This is a genomic window from Lactobacillus sp. ESL0246 (assembly GCF_003692965.1).
GTDB lineage: Bacteria > Bacillota > Bacilli > Lactobacillales > Lactobacillaceae > Lactobacillus.
In genome coordinates, this window is sequence record NZ_REHC01000008.1 from 331,560 (window position 1) to 352,639 (window position 21,080).

At 36.3% G+C, this 21,080-nt stretch carries 21 protein-coding genes and 1 pseudogene; 7 read left to right on the forward strand and 15 right to left on the reverse strand.

Features of this window, described 5'->3' with window-relative positions; genetic code table 11:
- Positions 1-81 precede the first annotated feature (81 nt).
- The 6 genes from murC to F5ESL0246_RS05685 all read right to left on the reverse strand — a co-directional run bounded on the left by murC (position 82) and on the right by F5ESL0246_RS05685 (position 5,135).
- Entirely contained in the window at positions 82-1,392 is a 1,311-nt protein-coding gene (gene murC / locus F5ESL0246_RS05660; protein WP_122018542.1) for a UDP-N-acetylmuramate--L-alanine ligase, read from the reverse strand.
- A gap of 125 nt (positions 1,393-1,517) precedes the next feature.
- Positions 1,518-2,165, reverse strand: a complete 648-nt coding sequence (gene ytpR, locus F5ESL0246_RS05665) for a YtpR family tRNA-binding protein (protein ID WP_122018543.1) — start codon at positions 2,163-2,165, stop codon at positions 1,518-1,520.
- Between the two features lie 20 nt (positions 2,166-2,185).
- Positions 2,186-2,506, reverse strand: a complete 321-nt coding sequence (locus F5ESL0246_RS05670) for a thioredoxin family protein (RefSeq protein WP_122018544.1) — start codon at positions 2,504-2,506, stop codon at positions 2,186-2,188.
- A gap of 33 nt (positions 2,507-2,539) precedes the next feature.
- Entirely contained in the window at positions 2,540-3,199 is a 660-nt protein-coding gene (gene trmB, locus F5ESL0246_RS05675; protein WP_122018545.1) for a tRNA (guanosine(46)-N7)-methyltransferase TrmB, read from the reverse strand.
- Positions 3,200-3,202: 3 nt separating this feature from the next.
- Positions 3,203-4,402, reverse strand: coding sequence for an ABC transporter permease (locus tag F5ESL0246_RS05680; RefSeq protein ID WP_122018546.1), 1,200 nt, complete (start codon positions 4,400-4,402; stop codon positions 3,203-3,205).
- Positions 4,395-5,135 carry an ABC transporter ATP-binding protein gene (locus tag F5ESL0246_RS05685; protein ID WP_122018547.1) on the reverse strand — a complete coding sequence of 247 codons (741 nt, stop codon included), beginning with the start codon at positions 5,133-5,135 and terminating at the stop codon, positions 4,395-4,397. Before F5ESL0246_RS05685 ends, F5ESL0246_RS05680 begins: the two co-directional genes overlap by 8 nt.
- Positions 5,136-5,225: 90 nt before the next feature.
- Between F5ESL0246_RS05685 and F5ESL0246_RS05690 the strand changes: the two genes are divergently transcribed.
- The 3 genes from F5ESL0246_RS05690 (at position 5,226) to F5ESL0246_RS05700 (ending at position 7,018) form a co-directional block, all read left to right on the forward strand.
- Positions 5,226-5,657: an HIT family protein gene (locus F5ESL0246_RS05690; RefSeq protein WP_122018548.1), complete on the forward strand. Its 432-nt coding sequence runs from the start codon at positions 5,226-5,228 to the stop codon at positions 5,655-5,657.
- A 9-nt stretch (positions 5,658-5,666) separates the two neighbouring features.
- Complete coding sequence (locus tag F5ESL0246_RS05695) at positions 5,667-6,008, forward strand: hypothetical protein (RefSeq protein WP_122018549.1); 342 nt, start codon at positions 5,667-5,669, stop codon at positions 6,006-6,008.
- Positions 6,009-6,118: 110 nt separating this feature from the next.
- Positions 6,119-7,018: a peptidylprolyl isomerase PrsA gene (locus tag F5ESL0246_RS05700; RefSeq protein WP_122018550.1), complete on the forward strand. Its 900-nt coding sequence runs from the start codon at positions 6,119-6,121 to the stop codon at positions 7,016-7,018.
- A gap of 266 nt (positions 7,019-7,284) precedes the next feature.
- Here F5ESL0246_RS05700 and F5ESL0246_RS05705 read toward each other — a convergent pair whose 3' ends face one another.
- Genes F5ESL0246_RS05705 through F5ESL0246_RS05725 form a run of 5 tightly spaced genes read right to left on the reverse strand, consistent with a single transcriptional unit; the run spans position 7,285 to position 14,388 of the window.
- A complete protein-coding gene (locus F5ESL0246_RS05705; RefSeq protein ID WP_122018551.1) occupies positions 7,285-8,262 on the reverse strand; it encodes a 3'-5' exoribonuclease YhaM family protein in 978 nt (325 codons plus the stop codon).
- Complete coding sequence (locus tag F5ESL0246_RS05710) at positions 8,255-10,756, reverse strand: AAA family ATPase (RefSeq protein ID WP_122018552.1); 2,502 nt, start codon at positions 10,754-10,756, stop codon at positions 8,255-8,257. The genes F5ESL0246_RS05705 and F5ESL0246_RS05710 overlap by 8 nt, the downstream gene beginning before the upstream one ends.
- A gap of 2 nt (positions 10,757-10,758) precedes the next feature.
- Positions 10,759-11,955 carry a DNA repair exonuclease gene (locus tag F5ESL0246_RS05715; protein WP_122018553.1) on the reverse strand — a complete coding sequence of 399 codons (1,197 nt, stop codon included), beginning with the start codon at positions 11,953-11,955 and terminating at the stop codon, positions 10,759-10,761.
- A gap of 8 nt (positions 11,956-11,963) precedes the next feature.
- The gene (locus F5ESL0246_RS05720; RefSeq protein ID WP_122018554.1) at positions 11,964-12,314 is read right to left on the reverse strand and encodes a YlbF family regulator; all 351 of its coding nucleotides are present in this window, start codon (positions 12,312-12,314) and stop codon (positions 11,964-11,966) included.
- 16 nt (positions 12,315-12,330) lie between these two features.
- On the reverse strand, positions 12,331-14,388 hold the full coding sequence (locus F5ESL0246_RS05725; RefSeq protein ID WP_122018555.1) for a PBP1A family penicillin-binding protein: 2,058 nt from the start codon (positions 14,386-14,388) through the stop codon (positions 12,331-12,333).
- Positions 14,389-14,474: 86 nt separating this feature from the next.
- On the opposite strand from F5ESL0246_RS05725, the gene F5ESL0246_RS05730 reads away from it, so the two are divergent.
- Positions 14,475-15,338 (forward strand): RluA family pseudouridine synthase, encoded by an 864-nt coding sequence (locus F5ESL0246_RS05730; protein ID WP_122018556.1) that lies wholly within the window; start codon positions 14,475-14,477, stop codon positions 15,336-15,338.
- Between the two features lie 59 nt (positions 15,339-15,397).
- Here the strand turns inward: F5ESL0246_RS05730 and F5ESL0246_RS05735 are convergent, their stop codons facing one another.
- Complete coding sequence (locus tag F5ESL0246_RS05735) at positions 15,398-15,826, reverse strand: MerR family transcriptional regulator (RefSeq protein WP_122018557.1); 429 nt, start codon at positions 15,824-15,826, stop codon at positions 15,398-15,400.
- A gap of 92 nt (positions 15,827-15,918) precedes the next feature.
- On the opposite strand from F5ESL0246_RS05735, the gene F5ESL0246_RS05740 reads away from it, so the two are divergent.
- From F5ESL0246_RS05740 to F5ESL0246_RS05750, 3 genes and pseudogenes are all read left to right on the forward strand, one after another.
- Positions 15,919-16,524, forward strand: a complete 606-nt coding sequence (locus F5ESL0246_RS05740; RefSeq protein ID WP_122018558.1) for an NAD(P)H-binding protein — start codon at positions 15,919-15,921, stop codon at positions 16,522-16,524.
- Positions 16,525-16,544: 20 nt separating this feature from the next.
- Positions 16,545-17,064: pseudogene (locus tag F5ESL0246_RS05745) on the forward strand (SDR family oxidoreductase).
- Between the two features lie 197 nt (positions 17,065-17,261).
- On the forward strand, positions 17,262-18,632 hold the full coding sequence (locus tag F5ESL0246_RS05750; RefSeq protein WP_122018559.1) for a serine hydrolase: 1,371 nt from the start codon (positions 17,262-17,264) through the stop codon (positions 18,630-18,632).
- A gap of 329 nt (positions 18,633-18,961) precedes the next feature.
- Here F5ESL0246_RS05750 and F5ESL0246_RS05755 read toward each other — a convergent pair whose 3' ends face one another.
- The 3 genes from F5ESL0246_RS05755 to F5ESL0246_RS05765 form a co-directional block, all read right to left on the reverse strand.
- Entirely contained in the window at positions 18,962-19,876 is a 915-nt protein-coding gene (locus F5ESL0246_RS05755; RefSeq protein ID WP_122018560.1) for a WxL domain-containing protein, read from the reverse strand.
- Positions 19,877-19,957: 81 nt separating this feature from the next.
- The gene (locus tag F5ESL0246_RS05760) at positions 19,958-20,113 is read right to left on the reverse strand and encodes a hypothetical protein (RefSeq protein ID WP_122018454.1); all 156 of its coding nucleotides are present in this window, start codon (positions 20,111-20,113) and stop codon (positions 19,958-19,960) included.
- The coding region (locus F5ESL0246_RS05765; RefSeq protein ID WP_147441045.1) for a DUF916 and DUF3324 domain-containing protein at positions 20,110-21,080 on the reverse strand (971 nt) is incomplete at its 5' end. The genes F5ESL0246_RS05765 and F5ESL0246_RS05760, both read right to left, overlap by 4 nt.

A 21,080-nucleotide genomic window follows, 5' to 3' on the forward strand; every position in this document is an offset into this window, starting at 1 on the left:
CTCTTACAATAAAACAATTATATCAAACATAAACATTATTTTTTAGAAGAAAATATTTTTATTTTAGGTTAGCAACAAATTTTAAAGCAGTTTTTCAAATGCTTCCTCATATTTTTGGATATCACCTGCACCCATGAAAACGATAACACTATTTCTATTCTGAGTTAAGTCAGCAATATTATCCAAATCAATCACTTCTGAATTTGGAATCTGTGCCACAATGTCTTCACTAGCAATGTCACCCCTAGCTTCTCTTGCTGAAGAATAAATTGGTGTTAGATATGCTTTATCTACCCCGCATAAAATTTCAATAAAATCATTGGCATATTTTTTGGTTCGTGAAAAAGTATGTGGCTGAAAAACGACGACTAACCTCTTATGAGGAAATTTCTGCCGGGTAGCCTGAATTGTTGCCCGCATTTCCGTTGGGTGGTGAGCGTAGTCATCAATAATTTTTGTCTCACCAAAATCTTTTTCGGAAAAGCGTCTTTTAGCCCCTCGATATGTCAATAAACCCTTTTGAATATCAGCCAACGGAACATTTTCTTTATAGGCAATTGCAACTACTGCTGTTGTATTTAAAATATTATGATCGCCAAAGAGGTGGATCGTAAATTCGCCAATTAGTTTGCCATGAGTCTGCACCTTAAATGTCGAACCTGTGGTTGTTTTTTGAATATCAATTGCCTGAAAATCATCATTAGCGCTAAAGCCATATGTATATTTAGGAATTCGCGTTTGTAACTGCTTTAGCCGTTCATCTGCTCCCCAAACAAATAAGCCCTTTTGGGTTTGATCAGCTGCTGTTTGAAATGCTGAGGCATAGTCCGCTTGATCCTTAAAATAATCAGGATGATCAAAATCAATGTTAGTCATAATTTGGTAATCGGGATGATATGCTAAGAAGTGCCTGCGATATTCATCAGCTTCATAAACAAAGAAACGCGAGTTTTGAACTCCTTTGCCTTCACCATCACCAATAAGATAGGAAGTAGGAGCTGCTTCACCTAATACATGAGCAAGCAAGCCGGTTGTCGAAGTCTTACCGTGAGTCCCAGAAACGCCAATACTAGTGTGCATTTTAACAACTTCTTCAACTGTATCGGGGTAACTTTGCCAAGAAATCTTTTTATCTTGACATGCCTTAACTTCAATATTATCTTCTTTAAAAGCATTTCCCTTAACAACAATTTGACCGTTTGGCTTAATATTTTTTGCATCAAATTTAGCTACTTTGATCCCGGCTTTTTTCAGTGGTACCTGAGTAAAGGTGTATTTTTCAATATCACTACCAGCAACATTGTATCCCAAATCATTAAGCAGCAGTGCCAATGAGGCCATGCCAGTTCCCTTAATTCCGATAAACCAAATCTGTTTATTTTTATCTAACATATTTTAAGCTCCAAAATTTAATTCACATTGCTTATCATTTTACCATTATTTTTATAAAAGAGCAGAAGCGTTAGTGAAACACTACCCATAAAAAAAGAACTTTTATTAAAAAGTTCTTTTTACTGCTACATGCTAATTTTGCCACTCGCAAGTAACTCATCACATTTTTCTGGATTAAAAGCAGCTCCGATCACAAAATCATCCGGAACCACTAAAATACCACGCTTTTGAGGCGCATGTTCAAGGCCTAACTCACGTGCCGAACAAATCATTCCATAAGAATCAACGTGACGCAATGCACCTGGCCAAATTATTTGACCATTAGGCATTAAAGTACCAGGTAACGCCACAACAACTTTTTGCCCTTGAGCTATATTAGGAGCACCACAGACAATTTGATACTCCTTACCATTTCCCACTTCAACCGTGGTAACATGCAGATGATCGGAATCTGGGTGCTTCTCACAGCTCTTAACATAGCCATAAACGAGCGTTGGTTGACCATAAGCAATTTTTTCATCAAAACCCACTTCAGTCAATTTTTTGTTTAAAGCAGCAAGCTCAGCATCTGAAAGTTTAACTTGACCATCTGGTAACTTATCATATGCGATTAATTGGTCAACATTAAAAAAGTTATAGCCAGTAACAGTACCATCCTCATTGCTAATACGCGTTACGCCATCTTTTTCTTCATAATTACTTTTGCCATGGTCTTGACCTAAGATCACAATCAAAGTATTAGGGTAGCTGCGTTTGTTAATACTAGTAATCATCTATTATAATCCTCTTTCATTTAGTCAAGTGATCGCAAAAAGTTTTCTACTTCTTCCTTAGTTTTGCGATCCTTATTAACTAGTCTACCAATTTCTTTGCCATCTTGGTAGACAACAAATGAAGGAATTCCCATAATATTCAATTCTTTCGCTAAATCAATCGAACCATCCCGGTCGATTTGATAAAACTTAATATTGGAAAAATCTTGTTCAATTTCAGGTAAAAATGGGTCTAAAAAACGGCAATCTGGGCACCAATCGGCCGAAAATTCTAGGACAACACGACCTGACTTAGTAATTTCAGTTAATTTAGCTTGATCTAACTCTTTAATTTGTTCCAATGTAAAAACCTCACAATCATTACTGTTAATTTACTATTTTACTCCAAAATCAGCATGAAGGGCATAAATCGGATTACCTTTGGCCGCAAATTTATGTTCATACTCGGTTTCAATATTATCATTAGCAATCTCACTTGAGTCGTTGTGCAAATCTACTGAAACATAATCAAAGTGCATTCCATAATTATTCATGCTCTGCAACGAATAAGAAAAGAGTCCGGAATTATCGGTCTTAAATTCAATTTGCCCTTCTGGAACCAATATTGCTTGATATTTTGTCAAAAAATTCTTATAAGTTAAACGACGCTTTTCATGACGAGTCTTCGGCCATGGATCACTAAAATTCAAATATAGCACCCCTGCACTATGCTTTTCAAAAAAATGATCAATATTAGCAGCGTCTGCGCATAAAATCTGTAAATTATCTAATTGCTTTTCTAATTTTGTGCGCAAAATAATTCCGGCAGCCGTAATTTGTAATTCCACAGCCACAAAATTTATTTCAGGATGTTGCTCAGCCAGTGTAGTAATAAACTTTCCTTTGCCGGACCCGATTTCGACGGCTAGAGGCTTGGAAGGATCTGGAAAGCGGTTTGCCCAATTGATTTTTTGATCAGGGTCTGGACGATCTAAAACACTTTCTGGATGTTCATTCACTAAGTTAACTGCCCACGGTTTATTACGTAATCTCATCGATTAAATCTTCCTTTGCTTAATTTTTATTGGTAAATATAATCGGCCAACTAATAAACTAAAGATTAAAAGTAGCCCACTTGCTTCAAATAATTGCAGATTGATCGGTAAAATCAACAACCAAAATAAACTAATAATTAACCACTGCATAATTAATGCTAGTGCTAAAACCATTACCAAATCTTGGCCTCTTTTGGCTGACTCAATTGGATAAATCCGATACATAATATTATCATCAAATTCGCTTGCCATGGGTAATAATTGATAAACGGTCAAAAAAACCACCAAACATGATAATCCAAGTGCCCAAAGCCAGTTTTGTACTAACCATGAAATTAAAACAGCAAAGGCTGTCATTCTAACTAGTAAGTTTAAATTTTCCGGATTTCGTAAAAGCGAACGTCGGTAAAGAAAACCGTTTGGATTTTCTTTTGCTAATGATTTAGGCAACAAAAAATCCAAGTATTTCCGTCGCTTAATTTTGGGCACTTTTTCCTTAACGTCAGTAAACATGCTAAAGACATTATAAATTTGACTTTTACGATTTTGCTCTTGCTTAACTGCATATCGCCAATCAAATAGGGTAACGTTTTGCGGCTTCAATAGCAAAAAAAGCAAAATTATGATTAATAAAATCGCAATGATATAAATAGTTTGTGGCCAAATCAACGCAAAAGTAAAGATAGCCAAAAACAGTAAATTAACAGTGATAAGTGAAACTTTACGTGTGAAAAATAGATTGTATTCCATTACTTTTAGCTGCAAAATCTTTGCTGCTAAAACTGCTAAAACTGCAATCACATAAGTTAATGAAGGAACTAATGCCTTAATCGTTGCAAACGGAAATAAAATTCCTGCAAGAAATAATAAGCAGATTACCGGAACTAATAAACTATACTTAAGCATTGGAGCTAAATAAATGAGCATATTCTCATCTTCTGGTAATAAAAATTGTAAATCGGCTGGTTGAATCAATGTTACTAGTTTGCCTACAAATATGGGTAAGGACAATAATGCACCAACTATTGGTCGATAAAACCATAAATTTTCAGGCATAACTTTCATACTTTGAGCATACCAAAACATCAATGCACCAAATAAAAAAATCAACGCTAAAACAAAAAAATCGTTAAACACAAGAACCAAATACTTAAGTGATTGCTGGAAATTTTTCTTTAATCTCTTTTTCGCTAACTTACGCATGTTGCTGCTCCTGGTTTAGAATACGATAAATTTTATCGAATGAATCGGCAGCTTTTAAGCCGTAATGTTCACGCAACTGTTGTAAACTTCCAACTACTTCAATTGTCCCATTATTTAAGACAGCATAATTCGAGATTGCTTGTTCGGCATCAGCCAAAATATGAGTAGACATCAAAATCATTTTTCCATTATCAACAGCTTGTTTAATTAAAGCAATCAAATTGGCAACGGCTAAAGGATCAAGACCAGTAAAGGGTTCATCAATTACCAGTAATTGCGTATCGGCAAGAAAAGCCGTCACAATCATAACCTTTTGCTTCATTCCTTTAGAAAAATGAATGGGAAGCCAGTCCAGTTTGTCATCTAAGCGAAATTGCTGTAAAAGTTCTTTCGCCCTCTTTTTCGCTTTTTTCTTATTCAAATTATAACTTAGAATTGTCAGTTCTAAATGTTCTTGTAACGTTAGCTCTGGATATAGAACTGGCATCTCAGGAATATATGACACCTGTTTCTTAAAGGCAGATGGATTGCTACTTAGCTCAATCCCATTTACTGATATTTTCCCCTTTTGCGGACGTAACAGTCCCAAAATATGTTTAATCGTTGTTGATTTACCAGCGCCGTTAAGCCCAATCAGTCCCAAAGCTTCACCGGGTTTAATTTCTAAGTTAATATCTTTAACAACTGGGACACCAGCATAGCCCCCCGTCAAATGATCTATTTTTAGAACCATAATTCCTGTCTTTCTTTTAATGAATTTACTCTTCTTATATGATAGCATGATACTAAAAGAAACTAAATTTTGAAATTAAGAGGTTTTAACATGAACGAACTAAAACAAGATTGTTTATTTTGTAAAATTATTCGCGGTGAAGTTCCCAGCTATACCATTTTTGAAAATGAGGATGTCAAAGCTTTTTTGGACTTGTCGCAAGTTAACCCTGGACATACTCTGATGATACCCAAAAAACATCTCGTTAACTTTTTCGATTATTCATCCCTAGATATACAAAAATACTTACAGTATATCCCAGAAATTGCTAATGCAATTAAAAAATTCGACCCTAAAATATCCGGAATGAATATTAGTACGAACAATGGTAGCAGTGCTGGACAAGTTGTAATGCACTCACATATTCATTTCATTCCACGCTTTGAAGGCGATGGGCTCAAAATTGCCACTCGCAATAATGAAGAACAATATAGTGAGGCAGATTATCAAAAAATTGCTACACAAATAAAAGCACAGTTTTAAGGAGGAATTATGAAACGATTTAACTTTAATGTGGGATTAGCTACGGGAGCTGCTTGTGGAATAATTCTTTCGTTGTTTAAATTTAAAAATGGCAGGCGGCTCGGACAATCTATACAAGATCAAGGGCAAGCAACAAAAAAAGATGCGACAAATCTTGCACAGGCAATTTCTAACTTAAAAAACGCTCGTCAAGAATTAAATGATACATTACCTGCAAGTAAAAGGGCAATCTCAGCACTGCAAAATGATTTTGAATATTATCAAATGAGTATTAGTCGCTTAATTGATGAACTACAAAAACAGGCTGAACAATTGGTTATTGATAATAAAACTAATTCTAAAAAAGATTAAAGAAAGAATGATTTTTCCGTAAAAATCAACAAATTAAAAACGTTTTTACTCAGTTTATGTTATATTAGTTCTCGGTGACTTAATTAAATAAGGATGTGGAGATTTATTTTATGAACAAATATATTAAAAGATTAGCTGCAGTAGTTGCTGTAGCTGGAATTGCATTATCAACTGCTGCTTGTTCTAATGGGGGCAAGACTGTTGCCTCATACAAAGGTGGTAAAATCACCCAACAAGATTATTACGAAGAATTGAAAAAATCACAAGCAGGTAAAACTACCCTGGCAAATATGATCATCAATCGCGCATTGGAACAACAATATGGTAGTAAAGTTTCTAGTAGTCAAGTTGATAAGCAATTTAATAACTATAAAAAGCAATATGGTTCTCAATTCGACGCTGTATTGCAACAAAACGGAATGACTGCTTCCAGTTTCAAGCAGAGTTTAAAGACTAACTTATTGACTGAAGCAGCTTTGAAAGATGTTAAAAAAATTTCCAAGAGTCAAGAAGATAAAGTTTGGAAAACATATGAACCTAAGGTAACTGTTCAACATATTTTAGTTTCGAAAAAATCAAAAGCTGAACAAGTTATTAGCGAGTTGAAAGATGGCAAGAGTTTTAAGAGTTTAGTGAAGAAATATTCACTTGATACCGCTACAAAACCAAATGATGGAAAATTACCAGCATTTGATTCAACAGATTCAACTTTAGATCCCGCATTCAAGGCAGCTGCATTTAAGTTAAAGACTGGTCAAACAACTAAGACCCCCGTTAAATCACAATCTGGATATCACATAATTAGAATGATTGACCATCCAGATAAAGGTTCATTTGCTTCACACAAGAAAAACATTGATGATCAAATTTATCGTTCAATGTCACAGAATCAAGAAGTAATGCGGAGCGTTATTTCAACTGTTTTGAAGAAATCCGATCCTCAAATTAAGGATAAAGACTTACAAGATGCCCTTTCATCATACATTAGTACTCCTGAAAATAAGAAATAATCATCTTGAGCTTTAATCAGTAATTTATAAAAAAGGGCTAACTCCAGATTATAATGGAATTAGCCCTTTTTGGTATCTTCTAAAAAGTCATAATTGAAGAACAACAAAAATTAAGCACTTTTCTTTGTCTAATTATTGCCTACTTTTACCGACTTAAAATATTTAGTCATTTAAAAATTCTCTTAATACTTAGTTGTTATTCTAACTATTTGAGCATTCATAAAGAGCCTGCAGTGATTATATAAACTTCCGCCCTAAACAATATTTTATTCTAATTTATGAGATTTTGTTAATGCTTCATCTACTTGAGGTCGATAAAATTTACGTCCACCTTGACTCATTATACTATCAGTAAAGCTACCTGGACGAGTGTGTTGCAGAGCATTTGTTATTGCATAAATCGCTGCATCTAAGTCATCAATTCTGTGTAATAATTCTGCTTCAAGTAAGGCTGGCAACTTTGGCGAGCCATACTCGTATTTGCCATGATGTGCCAAAACCATGTGCCGTAACAGTAATAAGTCTTCGGACTCTGAATCAATTCCTAGTTCATGCGCTGCAATCATAATTTGCTCATCAATCAGTACCAAATGGCCAATTAAATTTCCCTCTGTTGTATATTGTGTAGCGGCGGGGCCAGTGAGTTCTAGTACCTTTCCCATATCATGTAGAATACAGCCTGCATATAGCAGCGAGCGGTTCACTTGCGGATAGTTATCAGCAAGTGCCTTGGCATCGCGTAACATTGATAAAGTATGATATGCTAGGCCTCCACGAACAGCATGATGATTACTTTTACCTGCTGGATAGTCAAAAAAGCGCTGATTCCATTTTTTTAACAAAAAGCGCACTATTCGGTTCCATACCGGATTCAAAATTTCGAAAACGTATTGATTAATTTCTTCTTTCATTGTTGAAATCTTTTCAGGAGCAGACTTAATAAATTGTTTAAGATCATACCCTTCTTCAGGTCCTACAACACGTAGACTATAAATTTTAATCTGAGGCTGGCTTTGATATTCTTCTCGTTTACCATCAAGTTCAACAATCGTTCCAGCGCTGTACATTGTCGCATCTTGATTATTGGCATCCCAGTAGTTACCATGAATTTCCCCTGAGGAATCTCCAAAAGTTAAAGCCAAATATAATTTACCCTTTTTAGTATGCCGTAACTGTGAATTTTTAATTAAAACAACTAACTCTAATTCTTCACCATCATTATAATCTAGCAAACGTCTATACATTTTGGGTTCCTTTCGTTAGCAGTATTGGGTGCTGCAATTTACCAACTATTTTATCTTGAGCCGTAAAAATCAATATTTGATTGCTCATAGCAATTTGTTTTAGTAGATCCTTTATTAACTCTGTTCTTTGATCATCAAAATTTACAAATGAATCATCAATTAAAATTGGTAAATTAATTTGATCCCCTATCTGCTGAACAAAAGCCAGTTTAAGAGCAAAGTAAAGCTGTTCAGAAGTCCCACGTGATAAATATTGGACTTTTATCTTCTTTCCGTCATAGCGACTAACAGTTAATTTCTTACCAACTTCAATATTATTATACCGATTATTTGTTAGTAGTCGCAAATAGTCTTTGGCGACTACCAGCATCTTCGGAAAACGCTCATTAGATGCCAAATCCAATGCACGTCCCACCCATTCACAAGCAAGAACATTTGCCAAGTATTTAGCTGATAAATTTCTAAAATCTGTTTGCAAATCAGCTAATTCCTGTTTAGCAGCAAAGACAGCAGTTGAATTAGCTAAGTTGGCCATTTTTACCTTGATTTCTGCAATTGCACTTTGCGTGGTCTGAAGTTTTTCTTGGCATTTCTTTATCTCATAAAGTAATTGGTTATTTTGATCTGTTACAGTTTGTGACTCCAATAAAAATGACTTTAATTGAGGCAAGTCTTTTGCTAAATTTTTCTGTAAGATACTAATCTGAGTCTGTAATTCAGTCTGCTTCTGCTTTTGAGCCTGTAAATTCGCATATTCAGCCATACTATGTACCTGAAATTCTGCCATAGCAGTTTGCAGGCTCAAGTTTGCTTTCTTTAAGGCTGTAGAATTTTCTGCAAGATTATTCTTCAAGTTAGTGGCTGCTTCTTGCTGATAGCGACTTTGACTGTATTTATTATCTAGTTCATCCATCGCTCTAACCACAATGGTAAAATCAGGTTGAACTCGTTGATGCAGAACCGCACTTATTTCAATAGCTAGTTGCTTTAACTGATCTGCCAATTGTTGTTCTTTTTGGAGATTAACTTTATTTTGGTGCTCAAGTGTTTGAAATTGTCGCCAATCATTAATTAATCTAGTAATATCAAGTCGATCTGGTTTTAAACCATATTTAGCTGTAAAAGCAGTGCGCTGCTTTTCTGCCAAAAGTTTTCTTTTCTGTGCACGTTTTTGTATCTGAGTTTGTTTTTGCTGATTTTTTATTCCTAACAAAAAAAAGACAATTCCACTCATTACCAGTAAACAACCACCAATTTTAGAAATACTCAAAATTAGAACTATACCAATAAGTACTAGAACAACTCCTAACACTAGCAGGCTTTGTCCTTGCTTATCCTCTTGAACTACTACATCGGTATTAAGAGACAATAATTTTTGATATTCTTCTTGAAGTTGAGCAACTGCTGTCTGATCCAATTTAGCGATTTGAGACAATTCAGGATCTAATGCTAATAATTGCTGACGTTCATTAGCAAGCTGCTGGTTTTTTTGACTACAATTATGATCTTCAGCCTGCCACTGCAGCAAAGCAGGTTTTTTTTGCAATAATTTGCTAGCATCAGCCATATTTTCTTGATTCTGATTGAGTTGTGCTAAGCGTTCTTGTAAATTTCGCTGATGATCTTCTAAACTCTGCAGCTTTAAGGAAAGTGTTTGTGCTTCTTGATATTTTTCTTCATCAAACTCGACAGGTTTTAGCTGTTTTTCTAACGAAGTCAGTTCTTGATAGCTAGGAATCAAATTTTGTAAATGTTGTAATTTATTCTGTTTTTTTTGAAGCTGTAAAAGTTCATTCTCATACTCTTTTTGTTGCTGTTGTAAGTTTTTAAAGTCTGAATTCAATTCTTGATAAGTCGTAAACTCACTTTCAGCATCATCAACCTTACTTTTTTGAGATTGTAATCGTTTGATTAACTGATTAAGAGGTGGTTTAGAGCCTCCTTTTTTAAATAATTCACTAGCCTTCTTGGCAAAAAAATCGCGTAAATCAATTAACTTGTCACTATCAGCTGCACCAAGATAATAAATTCGCTCCAGCAAATCTGTCTGCTGAATGGAACTTACTTTAGCTAACATATCTTGATTAAAAATAAAACTATCTGCAAAAAAAGAACCATCAATATTTTTGATTTGGTCAAAAAATGTACTTTCTGGTACTGCCTGATCATTGAGCTTAACAGTTAATGTTCCTGCTTTAGAGCCCTTACCACTCGCAAATAAGCGCTCTAGTTCATAAATATCACCCTGTGCATTTTCAAAAAACAAAGATCCCCCCATAGGACTAACACGAGCTAACGGTTGATAATCTTCGAAAAAGTCGCTCTTATGTTTAGCCAAATGAAAGCCAAACATTATTTGCTTTATAAAGGCAACAATTGTACTTTTCCCTGCCTCATTGGATCCAAAAAAAACATTAATATCAGAACTGGGTAGATCGATTGTCATATCTGAAAATTGGCCAAAATTAACGATTGCGATTTTAACTAATTTCATTGTTAATTACCTTTCAACTTGCTGTTTAACTCTACTTCAGCCAATTGCCTTACTTCATTTAAGAATTGCGAATTTTGGGCAAGTTCTGTTGCAAAAGAATCTTTTTGTGCCCAATCTTTACATAGACGCAGAATTTGATCCTCAGTAAATACTTCTTCCTGCGCTTTCTTAAAATATGCTTGATCATTTTCTGCAATCTTTAGTCGACTGCTTACCGCGAAACGGACATCGACAAGTTGTGAATCGAAATCGAGTTTGTGCGATATCATTTGCCAAAATTCACTATCTTCAACTAACTCACGCTCTTGATCATTTAAAAATTCTGCTCCTGTAATTTTAAGACTATAATATGTGGTTTCTTTAGGAGTGAGGTTCAGCAAAATTTTACTCTGTAAATCTGTTTGTGAAATAGGTTCAGTTATTTTAATTGCAGCTTGTTGCCATGTGATTGGTCCAGTTTGAATAAAACGAATTTGCGTTTGAAATGTTTGTTCATTGATTTCACCTAAATAACAACCCTTAGCTCCCATTTCGTTGATATGTCTTCCTTGAATATTACCCGAATATACAATCAGAGGAGCTTGAGAAAGGACTTGTCGTAAATGAATATGCCCCAAAGCCATATAATTGTAATTAAGCTCCTTTAACTCGCTTAAATTAAATGGCGCATAAACATTTTGTCCTCCGCTACCTGATTTTTCCTGCGCATGCATCATACCAAAGGTGTAATTGGAACTTTTTACAGGAAAATCGTTAACCAAATCATTTGTAATATGATTATTTAAATAAGAAAAGCCCGTTACATCATAGTCAAACCCCCCCTTAGTACGCCTGGTAATAGTTTCAATTTGTTCCCTGTCACCAAGTAATTTAAAGTAGGGACTATCAGAAACCAGCAAGTCTTTTTTTTCCATATGGTCATGATTACCAAAAATCATAACTACTTGAATTCTTGCCTCAATTAAACGCTCAATTTCATGCGAAAAAAACAGCTGACTGCTAGGATTAGGACGTGGACTGTCAAAGGTATCACCCGCTATTAAAACCAGATCAACTTGTTCTTTCACTGCCAAATCAACAATTTTAGTAAGTGAATCGTTGGGAGCTCGATGAATTTTGGTAAAGCTATTAGATGGTAAAAAAGATAGTCCTAAAAATGGACTATCTAAATGTGCATCCGCAAAATGGATAAATTTCATTGCTATCTCTAATTTCTAAGACCATCATACAAATCACTAATTGGCTTAGTAATTGCTTTTTGAATGTCATCAATCAACTTATACAGAACCTGTTCTGTTTGCAAAAGTTTAATAATTTGAGGATCTTTTTGAACGTCTTCATTCAATTTTTGATAATTGTCCTGCAATTCTTTAGATAGGTCTTTTCCTTGACTCTGCAGATTGATAATTTTTGTTTGCATTTTATCCATTTCTTGGAACAATTTTAAGCTCTTTTCATTGCTCTTGACTTCTGCAATCGCTTTTTCTAGAGCCTTATATTCATCAATTTGTCGTAAATCAGCTGCTACTTGATTAGCTGAATCATAAATATTTACCATTTAATATCCTCCTAATTTACCGGCCTAAAAGACCTTTGACGTCATTATACCATTCATTAAGTCGTTCACTAGCAGAACCTAACCCTTTTTCAATTTTATTACTCCAATCATTTGTCCAATCAAACCCAGTACCATTATTCTTAATAATTTGACTTGGTGCCTGTTCATTAAACTGATTTTGAGCCGTGTAAGGAAGAATCCCCTCCATCTCAGCTTTATATAGCCTAGTAATTTCTGTTTCGGACACGCCATGCATATAATGAGTCCGATTGGTACGGTCAAACCCTACCCATGTAGCAACAACTACGTCAGGAGTATAGCCAACTATCCATTGGTCTTTGGTTCCAAAACCATATGAATTAGGTACTTCAGTTGAACCTGTTTTACCGGCAACTCGGTAGCCTGCTGGTTGGGCCGAAGCACCAGTTCCACTAGCAAATACTCCTAAGAGCATTGTTGTCATTTCTTTAGCTGTATTCTCCGAAATTATTCGATGCCTTCCTGTATCATGATTTTCTGCAATTACTTTGCCACTAGCATCTGTGATTTTGGTAATGAAATATGAACTATCAGGTAGATTACCCTTATTGGCAAAAGCAGAATATGCCCGTGCCATCTGCAAAGGCGAAACTCCTGTAGATAGACCTCCTAATGCTAATGCTAAATTTTGATCTTCCTTAGCAACTTTTAAACCAAAATTATTTGCGGATTGAACCCCCTTAGAGACTCCAATCCTATCTAGCAACCAAACAGCTGGTATGTTTTTACTCTGCGCTAACGCCACATACATTGGAATCCTATCAGAATAGCCATTATCTACATTGTGCGGCTCATAACCATTTCGACCAAAGCGCTGTAACTTATTTGACAGTTGTGAATCATAATGATATCCCTGCTGCAAAGCTGGTGCATAACTGACCAAAGGCTTAATTGATGAACCGGGCTGACGTTTCATCTGGGTTGCACGGTTATAACCGCGAAAGACATGATCATCCCGACCACCAATCACAGCTCTAACTGCTCCTGTTGATGGATCCATTACAACACTAGCTCCCTGAGTCTTAGTTCCATCAGGTGCATTTTGAGGAAACAGCCAATCTTGAGCAAATTTTTGCTGAAGTTGATCCTGATAGTTTTGATTTAAAGTAGTGTAAATTTTCAAGCCCTTATTCATTACGTCTTCTTCTTTTAAGCCATAACGACTAATTGCTTCATCAATCACTGCATCAAAGAAATACGGGTAGCGATAACCATCTTTATTGTGGTACGTATCTTTTAAAGTTAAGCCCTGCTTTTGCTCAATTTTAGCTTGCTGAATTGTTAGCTTATGATTTTGTGTCATTAAATCTAACACTAGATTTCGACGGGCAAGTGCATATGACATATGATCGATTGGATTATATCTACTAGGATTACGTAATATCCCCGCTAACGTGGCGGCCTCACCAGGAGTTAACTCACTAGCATTTTTACCAAAATACTTTTGACTGGCATCTTGAACTCCCCAGACACCATTGCCAAAATATGCCTTATTTAGATACATTGTTAAGATGTCTTTTTTAGAATAAACATGTGTAATTTCCACTGCAAAAAAAAGTTCCTCAATCTTACGGGAAAATGTCTGTTTTTGTGTTAACAATGCATTTTTTGCAAGCTGCTGAGTGATTGTTGATCCACCACCAGCAATTTGACCACGATGAAGCACTAAACTAAGAGCTGCTCGCCCCATTCCTTTAATGCTAAAGCCTGAATTATTCCAAAATGTTCTGTCCTCAGTGGAAATAACAGCATTCCTAACATTAGGTGAAATTTTATTATATTCAACAAAAGTACCTTTTTGTGAGTATAGCGACCCCGCCTTTTGACCTTTATAATCATAAATTGCAGTCGTTGTTGACAAAGACGCTTTTAAATTAGATATATTTGAAGTTTTAACTTTAACTGTATAATAAGTACAAACCACAAGTATTATGCTAAGCAAAATCAAAATAAGCCAGCGGCCAATACAAAAACGGCGATCAAATCGGTGCCATATGGAACCAGTTCCGCTTCTTCTTGGTTCATTGTTTTCCATTGCATCTGCTCCTTTAGCAAACAATTAGAATTGTATCATATTAGGAAATCATTATTCATATTTTCAAAAAGGTTTAATAAATATTTATGAGCTATTATTTTACACTTACCTATCCACAAAATCTTGCACCATGCTCTATTGGTGACTTATTACGTAAACTACTAATACCACGCAAATGGCGCCATTATTTGCGTATCGAACAAAAAATTCTAATTAATAAGCGCTATCGCCCATTTAATCAGCTTATTTATCCCGGTGAGATAATCGAGATTACATTGAACCATGTTGATTCTGCTCAAGGTAATTATGCAGCAAGCGGTGTTTTGCCCGATATCATTTACGAAGACAAGGATTTGCTAGTTATTAATAAGCCGGCTGGACAAAAAACACATCCCAACTTATCTGAAACTGACACAGCACTAAATGATTGCGCAACATATTTGAGGCATACTCCTTTTATTGTACACCGTTTAGATATGCTGACTAGTGGGCTATTATTGATTGCTAAAAATGCTGCAGTTGTTCCGATCTTAAACCGGCAATTAACAACTAAAACTTTTCACCGTGAGTACCTTGCCGTTGTAAATAATAGTGCTAATTTAAAAGATGTTGGAACTATTGATCTTCCTATCGGACGCGACCCGCATGACCCAAGAAAGCGAATGGTGCGCTCTGACGGTCTTCAATCTATAACTCATTACCAAGTTATAAACCGTACACAAACAACTGCACTAATTAAACTCAGTCTGGCAACTGGTCGTACCCATCAGATTCGCGTTCACTTAGCTGCCCTAAATTCTCCAATCCTAGGCGATCCACTTTATAATTGCAAATTTAGTGAAGGTGAATTTTTACATTTAACTGCTTATCAAATGTCTTTTTATAAGCCATTTTCTTTTGAACAAGTATCAATTAAACTACCTGAAGAAAAAATCAGACTATTAAACTAAATCACAATTAAAAACCAGGAACTTACATTTTCCAATGATTAAGTAGCTGGTTTTTGGCATTAAAGTTCTTCAACCCGATTTTGCTCCATGTTTTGCAAATTTGTAGGTTCATACGAATCCGGCTCATCATTAGCTAAAATCTCAGCATAATGACTGACTTTGCGGTTAATTGTCCTCAAATGCTGCTTGAGCTCCGTAATTTCATGTAAAGTTTTTTGTTGCTGTTTCAGCATAATCTGGTAGCGCTCTGGTACAGTTTGCTTACCCTGCTGGACTAAAGTTAAATAATGCTGAATTTCTTTCAACGGCATCCCCGTCTCACGTAAACATACAATAATCTGCAACCATTCCAGATCAATATCATTGAATATTCGATTATTATTGGCATCTCGCTTAACATAAGGTAGCATTCCATTATCATCATAATAGCGTACTGCATATGGCGTTAATCCCACCTTGTGCGCAGCTTCATGTACCGAATAGGACATTTTTACTACTTCCTTTTCAAAAAAATTATTGCCTTCGAGTTACTGTAAAGTTCTAAAATAATTTTAAACTAAAAAAGAAAGGAGTTCAAAACATGCGTATTTTAATCATTGGTGCTAGCGGGTCTATTGGTCAGGTTACACGAAAGTATTTTATTCAACATTCGTCCGACTATCTAACACTGATGGCGCGTCATACGAGTAGCTTGCAAAAGGATTTCAATCCTAATCGTGAGCAAATTTTTTCGGGTGATGCTTTAGATCAACAACAACTACAAGCAGCCTTAGAAAAGCAAGAAGTAGTTTTTGCAGCGGTTAGTGGTCAAATTCCTCAAATTGCACAAGCCTTAGTAGAACAAATGCCACGGGCTCATGTCCAAAGATTAATCTTCATTACATCAATGGGAATTTATAATGAAATTCCACCTACAGTAGAGATTAGTGGAAATTTAAAAGATAACCCTGCCCTTAAGCCTTATCGGCAAGCTGCAGATATAATTGAAGCATCAAAGTTAAATTATACAATCATTCGTCCAGGTTGGTTTGATAATGCTGCTGACACAGATTACCAACTAACACAAAAAGGAGAATTATTTGGTGGTCATGATGTATCGCGCATAAGTATTGCCAACTTAGTATTTCGCTTAGCCCATGACCCACAATTAGGAAGCCGCGCTAGCCTTGGCATTAATCGCGTCTAAGAAATATAAAGGAGTTATAAATGAAAAAACAAGTTATGCTAGTCATTGGTGCTGGTCAAATTAGTTTAGCCATTGCTCGTAGAATAGGTGCTGATTACCGGATTGTTGTCGGTGATAAAAATTTGGCTCATGCCAAAACCAGCACAAAAATTTTGCAAGAAGCAGGTTTTAAAGCAGAACCAATTGAAATGGACTTATCATCACGTCAATCAATCATTAAAACAATTGAGTTTGCTCAGACTTTCGGTGAAATTGGTGCTTTGATTAACGGTGCTGGTTTATCACCTAGTCAAGCTAAGACAGAAGACATTCTACAAGTTGACCTTTACGGTACAGCTGGCACTAGATGAATTTAATGGTATTCGGGGAGACTTCTATAAAAAAATGTTTGCTCAGTCACCAGCAGGTCGACCGGGAACTGCCGATGAAGTAGCTAATATAGCTCAATTATTGATGAGTGCTCAGGGGGCATTTATTACCGGATCAACCTTTTTAATAGATGGTGGCGCAACTGCTAATTATTTCTATGGTCAAAATTAAGTCTTTAGAAGCAATGTTATATACGACATTGCTTTTTTGTAATTCAAGATTAATTTAGCCAAATTAGGAAAAGGTTAAATTGATTGATAATGTATTAGCTAACTAACAGAAATTATTTAATTTTAAATGAAGTTAGAGTAAAATATAAATCTAAATTACCAATCAATCATCTACTATATGAAAAAGAAGGTATAGCTATGGAGACTAATAAAATTAATGATTTAGCACAAAAAATGATGTCCCAATTCGATTTACCTAGTCTTGGAATTGGTATTTATCATAAAAACGAGCATTTTAGTCATGTATATGGTGCTGCTCAGCAGGACAATTTATATCCGTTAGCTTCCATCTCAAAAACATTTTTAGCGACTGCTATTTGTCAGTTAGCGGATCAAGGTGTGCTGAATTTAGATGATCCACTTAAAAAATATTGGCCTAAGTTTAAATTAGTTGACCAATATGCACAAGATCATCTAACTTTCAGAGATGCACTCAGTCATCAAAGCGGCCTACCAGCACATGATTTGATGCGCTTCACTAATATGAATAAACATGATTTGTCCCTAAAAGAAAAGGTAGAACATGTCGGCTATTTAGAGCCTAATCATGAATTACGTTACCAAATGCAGTACAGCAACCTTATTTATGCTGTTGCAACTTACGTAATGGAGCAAGTAATTGGGCAAGATTATGGTACATATGAACGTGAACATTTACTTAAACCACTACATATGAATAACACTTTTATCAACCATCACGAAGCTACTCAAAACCGAATTGTTAAACCATATATACGCGATAATAACGTAACACAAGAAGTACCCTTTATTGCACCCGGCAAGGTAGGTGGGGCTAGTAGCATGCTAGCTACAATTTCGGACTTACTCACATGGGCAGAATTTCAGTTAAAGACCCAAAAATCAACTAAAGAAGAGATAACTGCCCAGCGCTATCTGCCGCAATCAATTATGCGACCAAGTCGAGCATATGGTGAAGCTAATTTTGCAGCCTATGGTCTAGGGATGATGATGGAAGATTATCGCGGGCATAAGTATTTTTATCATAGTGGCTCATATATCGGCTACTGTTCATTTTTAGGCTTTGTACCAGATTTGGATTTAGCATTTGTCTTTACTACCAACATGGATTCAACAGATGCGATTTTCGCTCTTGCTTACCAAGTAATTGATGAAACACTAGGAATAAAGACTACTAATTGGACACAGAAGGTTAGTCAAATAATGACAGCAAAAATTGCGGCTAAAGAGCAACACTTAGCGCAACTTAAGGGCATGAATCCCCAATTTGTCCAAACTAACTCCGCCCTGCTTGGTGATTACGAAAACCCGGGTTACGGCCTGATTAGTTTAGGTGATCATGATGGCCACCTAAACGTTACTATTGGTAAGTGGGACTACCCCGTCATAATTAATGAACAAAATGAAATGTTTGTTGAAGAAAGACTATACCAACATGAACTCTTACCCATTAGTTTAGAAAATGATCAGATTGCGTTACTAACAGAGCCTGCTCTCAAGCGGCCAACAATTTTTAAGAAGAAACCATAAAAATATTATTAAAAACAAGATTCAATAGTCAGACAACTTACGAATCTTGTTTTTTTATTAATTCGCTTTAAACCTATCTAGGCGGCAGTAATAATTCAATCTTCTATCAATATTTTCAAATAAAAGAACGTTGTTAATAAAACAAAAAGGATGCTCAAGCTTTACGCTTGAGCACCTTTTATAAAATCATTATTATTGTTACCTAACAACAAACTTCTGCCAGAATTTCCTTAAATTTTAATTTAAGAAAATTAGGCAAAACTTGCAGGTATAAGTGAAAAAATATCACTTAATTGTTAGTTAGTAAGTATCTTGACAAAATCTTAAGTTTATTGAATTCCTGTGGATAAAGTCCAAGTTAATGAAGTCGTATAAGTTCCTGCATCAACACTGGCACTTGCTGGTAAAGTCAACTTGATATCACTTGGATCCCAAGCAAAAACGGCTGCTCCGCCACTATCAGGAACAGGTGATGCGGTTGCAAACTGAACTGCAGCACTATTGGCAACTAAATTAACCGAAAAATTTTTAGTTGTTGTAGCAGCAACGCTGTTGGGAGCACTAACTCCACTATCCACCATATCATGCGTTATGCTAAAAGGGGTTGTTACTGTGCCAACTGCAGTATTGTTAAAGGCTAATGTGGCTCCAGCAATAGTTTTAGCACTAGCACCACTGCCAGTAGTCAGCGGACCGTCGGCTTTAACACTTAATTGCCAATCACCTGAATAAAGATCATTCTTGTCATCAGTAGTTGTACGATTAGTTTGCTTATCAACCACTGTTACCCAAGTCTTACCATTCATAACACTTAACTTAGGATCAGTGGTAGTAAGCTTCGGGGTCTTATTGTCTGCACCGGCATATCCTTTATTAGTATCATTGCTAGTATTATTTAAATTTGTACCAGCTGCTGTAAAGACAGAGTTGGCAGAATTAAACGCAGTATGACTACCAAAGTCGAGTACTTCTGGCACATGTTGCAAACGTAAATAGCCCCTGCCATCATCTGGTTTATTTGGATTATCTGGTTTATTTGGATTATCTGGGTTAGGATTTGGGTTACTTTCTCCAAAGGTAATCCCTACTCTACTATGATTGGTATCTGGTAAGGCTTTACCACCGTTCATTTCTGCATTGCCTTCTTGGGTTCGAGCTTGAATAATGGCCGGAGTAGCGACAGCTACAGTCGATAAGACTGTGGCACTTGTCATTACCATACTGGCTATTTTAGTTAATTTCATCTTGAAGTTCCTCCTTCAAATACATATTTTTCATACACAACTAACCATCTTGCAATGATTATTCCAACGATTGTTTACTAGTTAATAAAGATTGATCGTCTTCCAAGTATTAAAATCGTTATATGTTTTGATTGTAAAGTACAGACACGTCGCAAAGGCAATTGCTAAGAGTATCGATAACCCCAGCCAAAACCACTGCACGCGACGGTAGGAAAATTTTGCGATCAATGCTTTCAAATACTATCACCTCCTTTAGTGCGCGGCCGCAACATGAAAGTCCAAACCAAACCGCCGAGACTTAACACCAGTAAAACCCCGCAAATAATCGTGGCATACAGCCAATAATTAATCGGCTTCTTAACGGCACGGTCATTGATTGTCTTAGCCTGGGAATTATTCACCTTCATGGTTTCGTTAAAGGTCCAACTTACCGGGAAGCGATTCTGCGTGTTCAATCCTTTCAGGGTGACTTTGATCTGATATATACCGGATTGTAGTGCATCATAGCTCCAGGAAATGGGCAACACAATGCGCGAATTAGGGGCAATCATAAAGTTGTTGGCTTTAAAGGTGCGCACCTCGCCGCCACTGCGACCGATGGCTACCGCAACACTTGCTTTAGAAATAGCCATGGGGGCAATATTACGTAAGGTAACGCCTAAAGCGGGGTGACGGTTAAAGAGTATCGGCGTGGTTTTAGCGTACTTCACCTTGGGAAAGACCTGATAGTTCTGTCCGCGTAAAACAATTCCTAATGAATAGGCATAATTAGAAGTAATCATGCCGCCCTTAGTCTTAGGCCTCTTGGGGCGCTCGACAAAGTGCCAGTCGCCATAGATCATGCCATCAAAGCGCTCTTTAGGCAGCTTAACCGTGGCACTGATAATGCGGGACTGCTTTGGTCCTAGCTTAAGCTTCTGGTCGCCTCGATGCAGCGTGATTAAGGTAGTTAAAGGGTGCTTTAAACTAGGATCAAGTGTTTTAGTCTGGGGCGTAAAATCAATGCCGCCCCCATCTTGAGTATAGGCATTACGCAAATTAACCCGCACCGTGATCGTTTTCTTAGAAAAGTTCTGCACAGCCATCTTAATCACATGAGTGGAATTCTTCCGATAAGCTAAATCAAAGTAGTTACGGGTCGTATCGACCTGCTCTTCGGGGAAAAGCGGCCTAACTTCAAAGTCGGTGCTATCATCTGATTGAG

Excerpts from the sequence above, each read along its gene's own strand:
- F5ESL0246_RS05695 (WP_122018549.1), top strand. The coding sequence starts at position 5,667 with ATGAAACGATTTAACTTTAATGTGGGATTAGCTACGGGAGCTGCTTGT.
- F5ESL0246_RS05755 (WP_122018560.1), bottom strand. The coding sequence starts at position 19,876 with ATGAAATTAACTAAAATAGCCAGTATGGTAATGACAAGTGCCACAGTC.
- F5ESL0246_RS05705 (WP_122018551.1), bottom strand. The coding sequence starts at position 8,262 with ATGTATAGACGTTTGCTAGATTATAATGATGGTGAAGAATTAGAGTTA.
- F5ESL0246_RS05720 (WP_122018554.1), bottom strand. The coding sequence starts at position 12,314 with ATGGTAAATATTTATGATTCAGCTAATCAAGTAGCAGCTGATTTACGA.
- F5ESL0246_RS05700 (WP_122018550.1), top strand. The coding sequence starts at position 6,119 with ATGAACAAATATATTAAAAGATTAGCTGCAGTAGTTGCTGTAGCTGGA.
- F5ESL0246_RS05680 (WP_122018546.1), bottom strand. The coding sequence starts at position 4,402 with ATGCGTAAGTTAGCGAAAAAGAGATTAAAGAAAAATTTCCAGCAATCA.
- ytpR (WP_122018543.1), bottom strand. The coding sequence starts at position 2,165 with ATGATTACTAGTATTAACAAACGCAGCTACCCTAATACTTTGATTGTG.
- trmB (WP_122018545.1), bottom strand. The coding sequence starts at position 3,199 with ATGAGATTACGTAATAAACCGTGGGCAGTTAACTTAGTGAATGAACAT.
- F5ESL0246_RS05690 (WP_122018548.1), top strand. The coding sequence starts at position 5,226 with ATGAACGAACTAAAACAAGATTGTTTATTTTGTAAAATTATTCGCGGT.
- F5ESL0246_RS05685 (WP_122018547.1), bottom strand. The coding sequence starts at position 5,135 with ATGGTTCTAAAAATAGATCATTTGACGGGGGGCTATGCTGGTGTCCCA.
- F5ESL0246_RS05735 (WP_122018557.1), bottom strand. The coding sequence starts at position 15,826 with ATGTCCTATTCGGTACATGAAGCTGCGCACAAGGTGGGATTAACGCCA.
- murC (WP_122018542.1), bottom strand. The coding sequence starts at position 1,392 with ATGTTAGATAAAAATAAACAGATTTGGTTTATCGGAATTAAGGGAACT.
- F5ESL0246_RS05715 (WP_122018553.1), bottom strand. The coding sequence starts at position 11,955 with ATGAAATTTATCCATTTTGCGGATGCACATTTAGATAGTCCATTTTTA.
- F5ESL0246_RS05730 (WP_122018556.1), top strand. The coding sequence starts at position 14,475 with ATGAGCTATTATTTTACACTTACCTATCCACAAAATCTTGCACCATGC.
- F5ESL0246_RS05750 (WP_122018559.1), top strand. The coding sequence starts at position 17,262 with ATGGAGACTAATAAAATTAATGATTTAGCACAAAAAATGATGTCCCAA.
- F5ESL0246_RS05725 (WP_122018555.1), bottom strand. The coding sequence starts at position 14,388 with ATGGAAAACAATGAACCAAGAAGAAGCGGAACTGGTTCCATATGGCAC.
- F5ESL0246_RS05710 (WP_122018552.1), bottom strand. The coding sequence starts at position 10,756 with ATGAAATTAGTTAAAATCGCAATCGTTAATTTTGGCCAATTTTCAGAT.
- F5ESL0246_RS05740 (WP_122018558.1), top strand. The coding sequence starts at position 15,919 with ATGCGTATTTTAATCATTGGTGCTAGCGGGTCTATTGGTCAGGTTACA.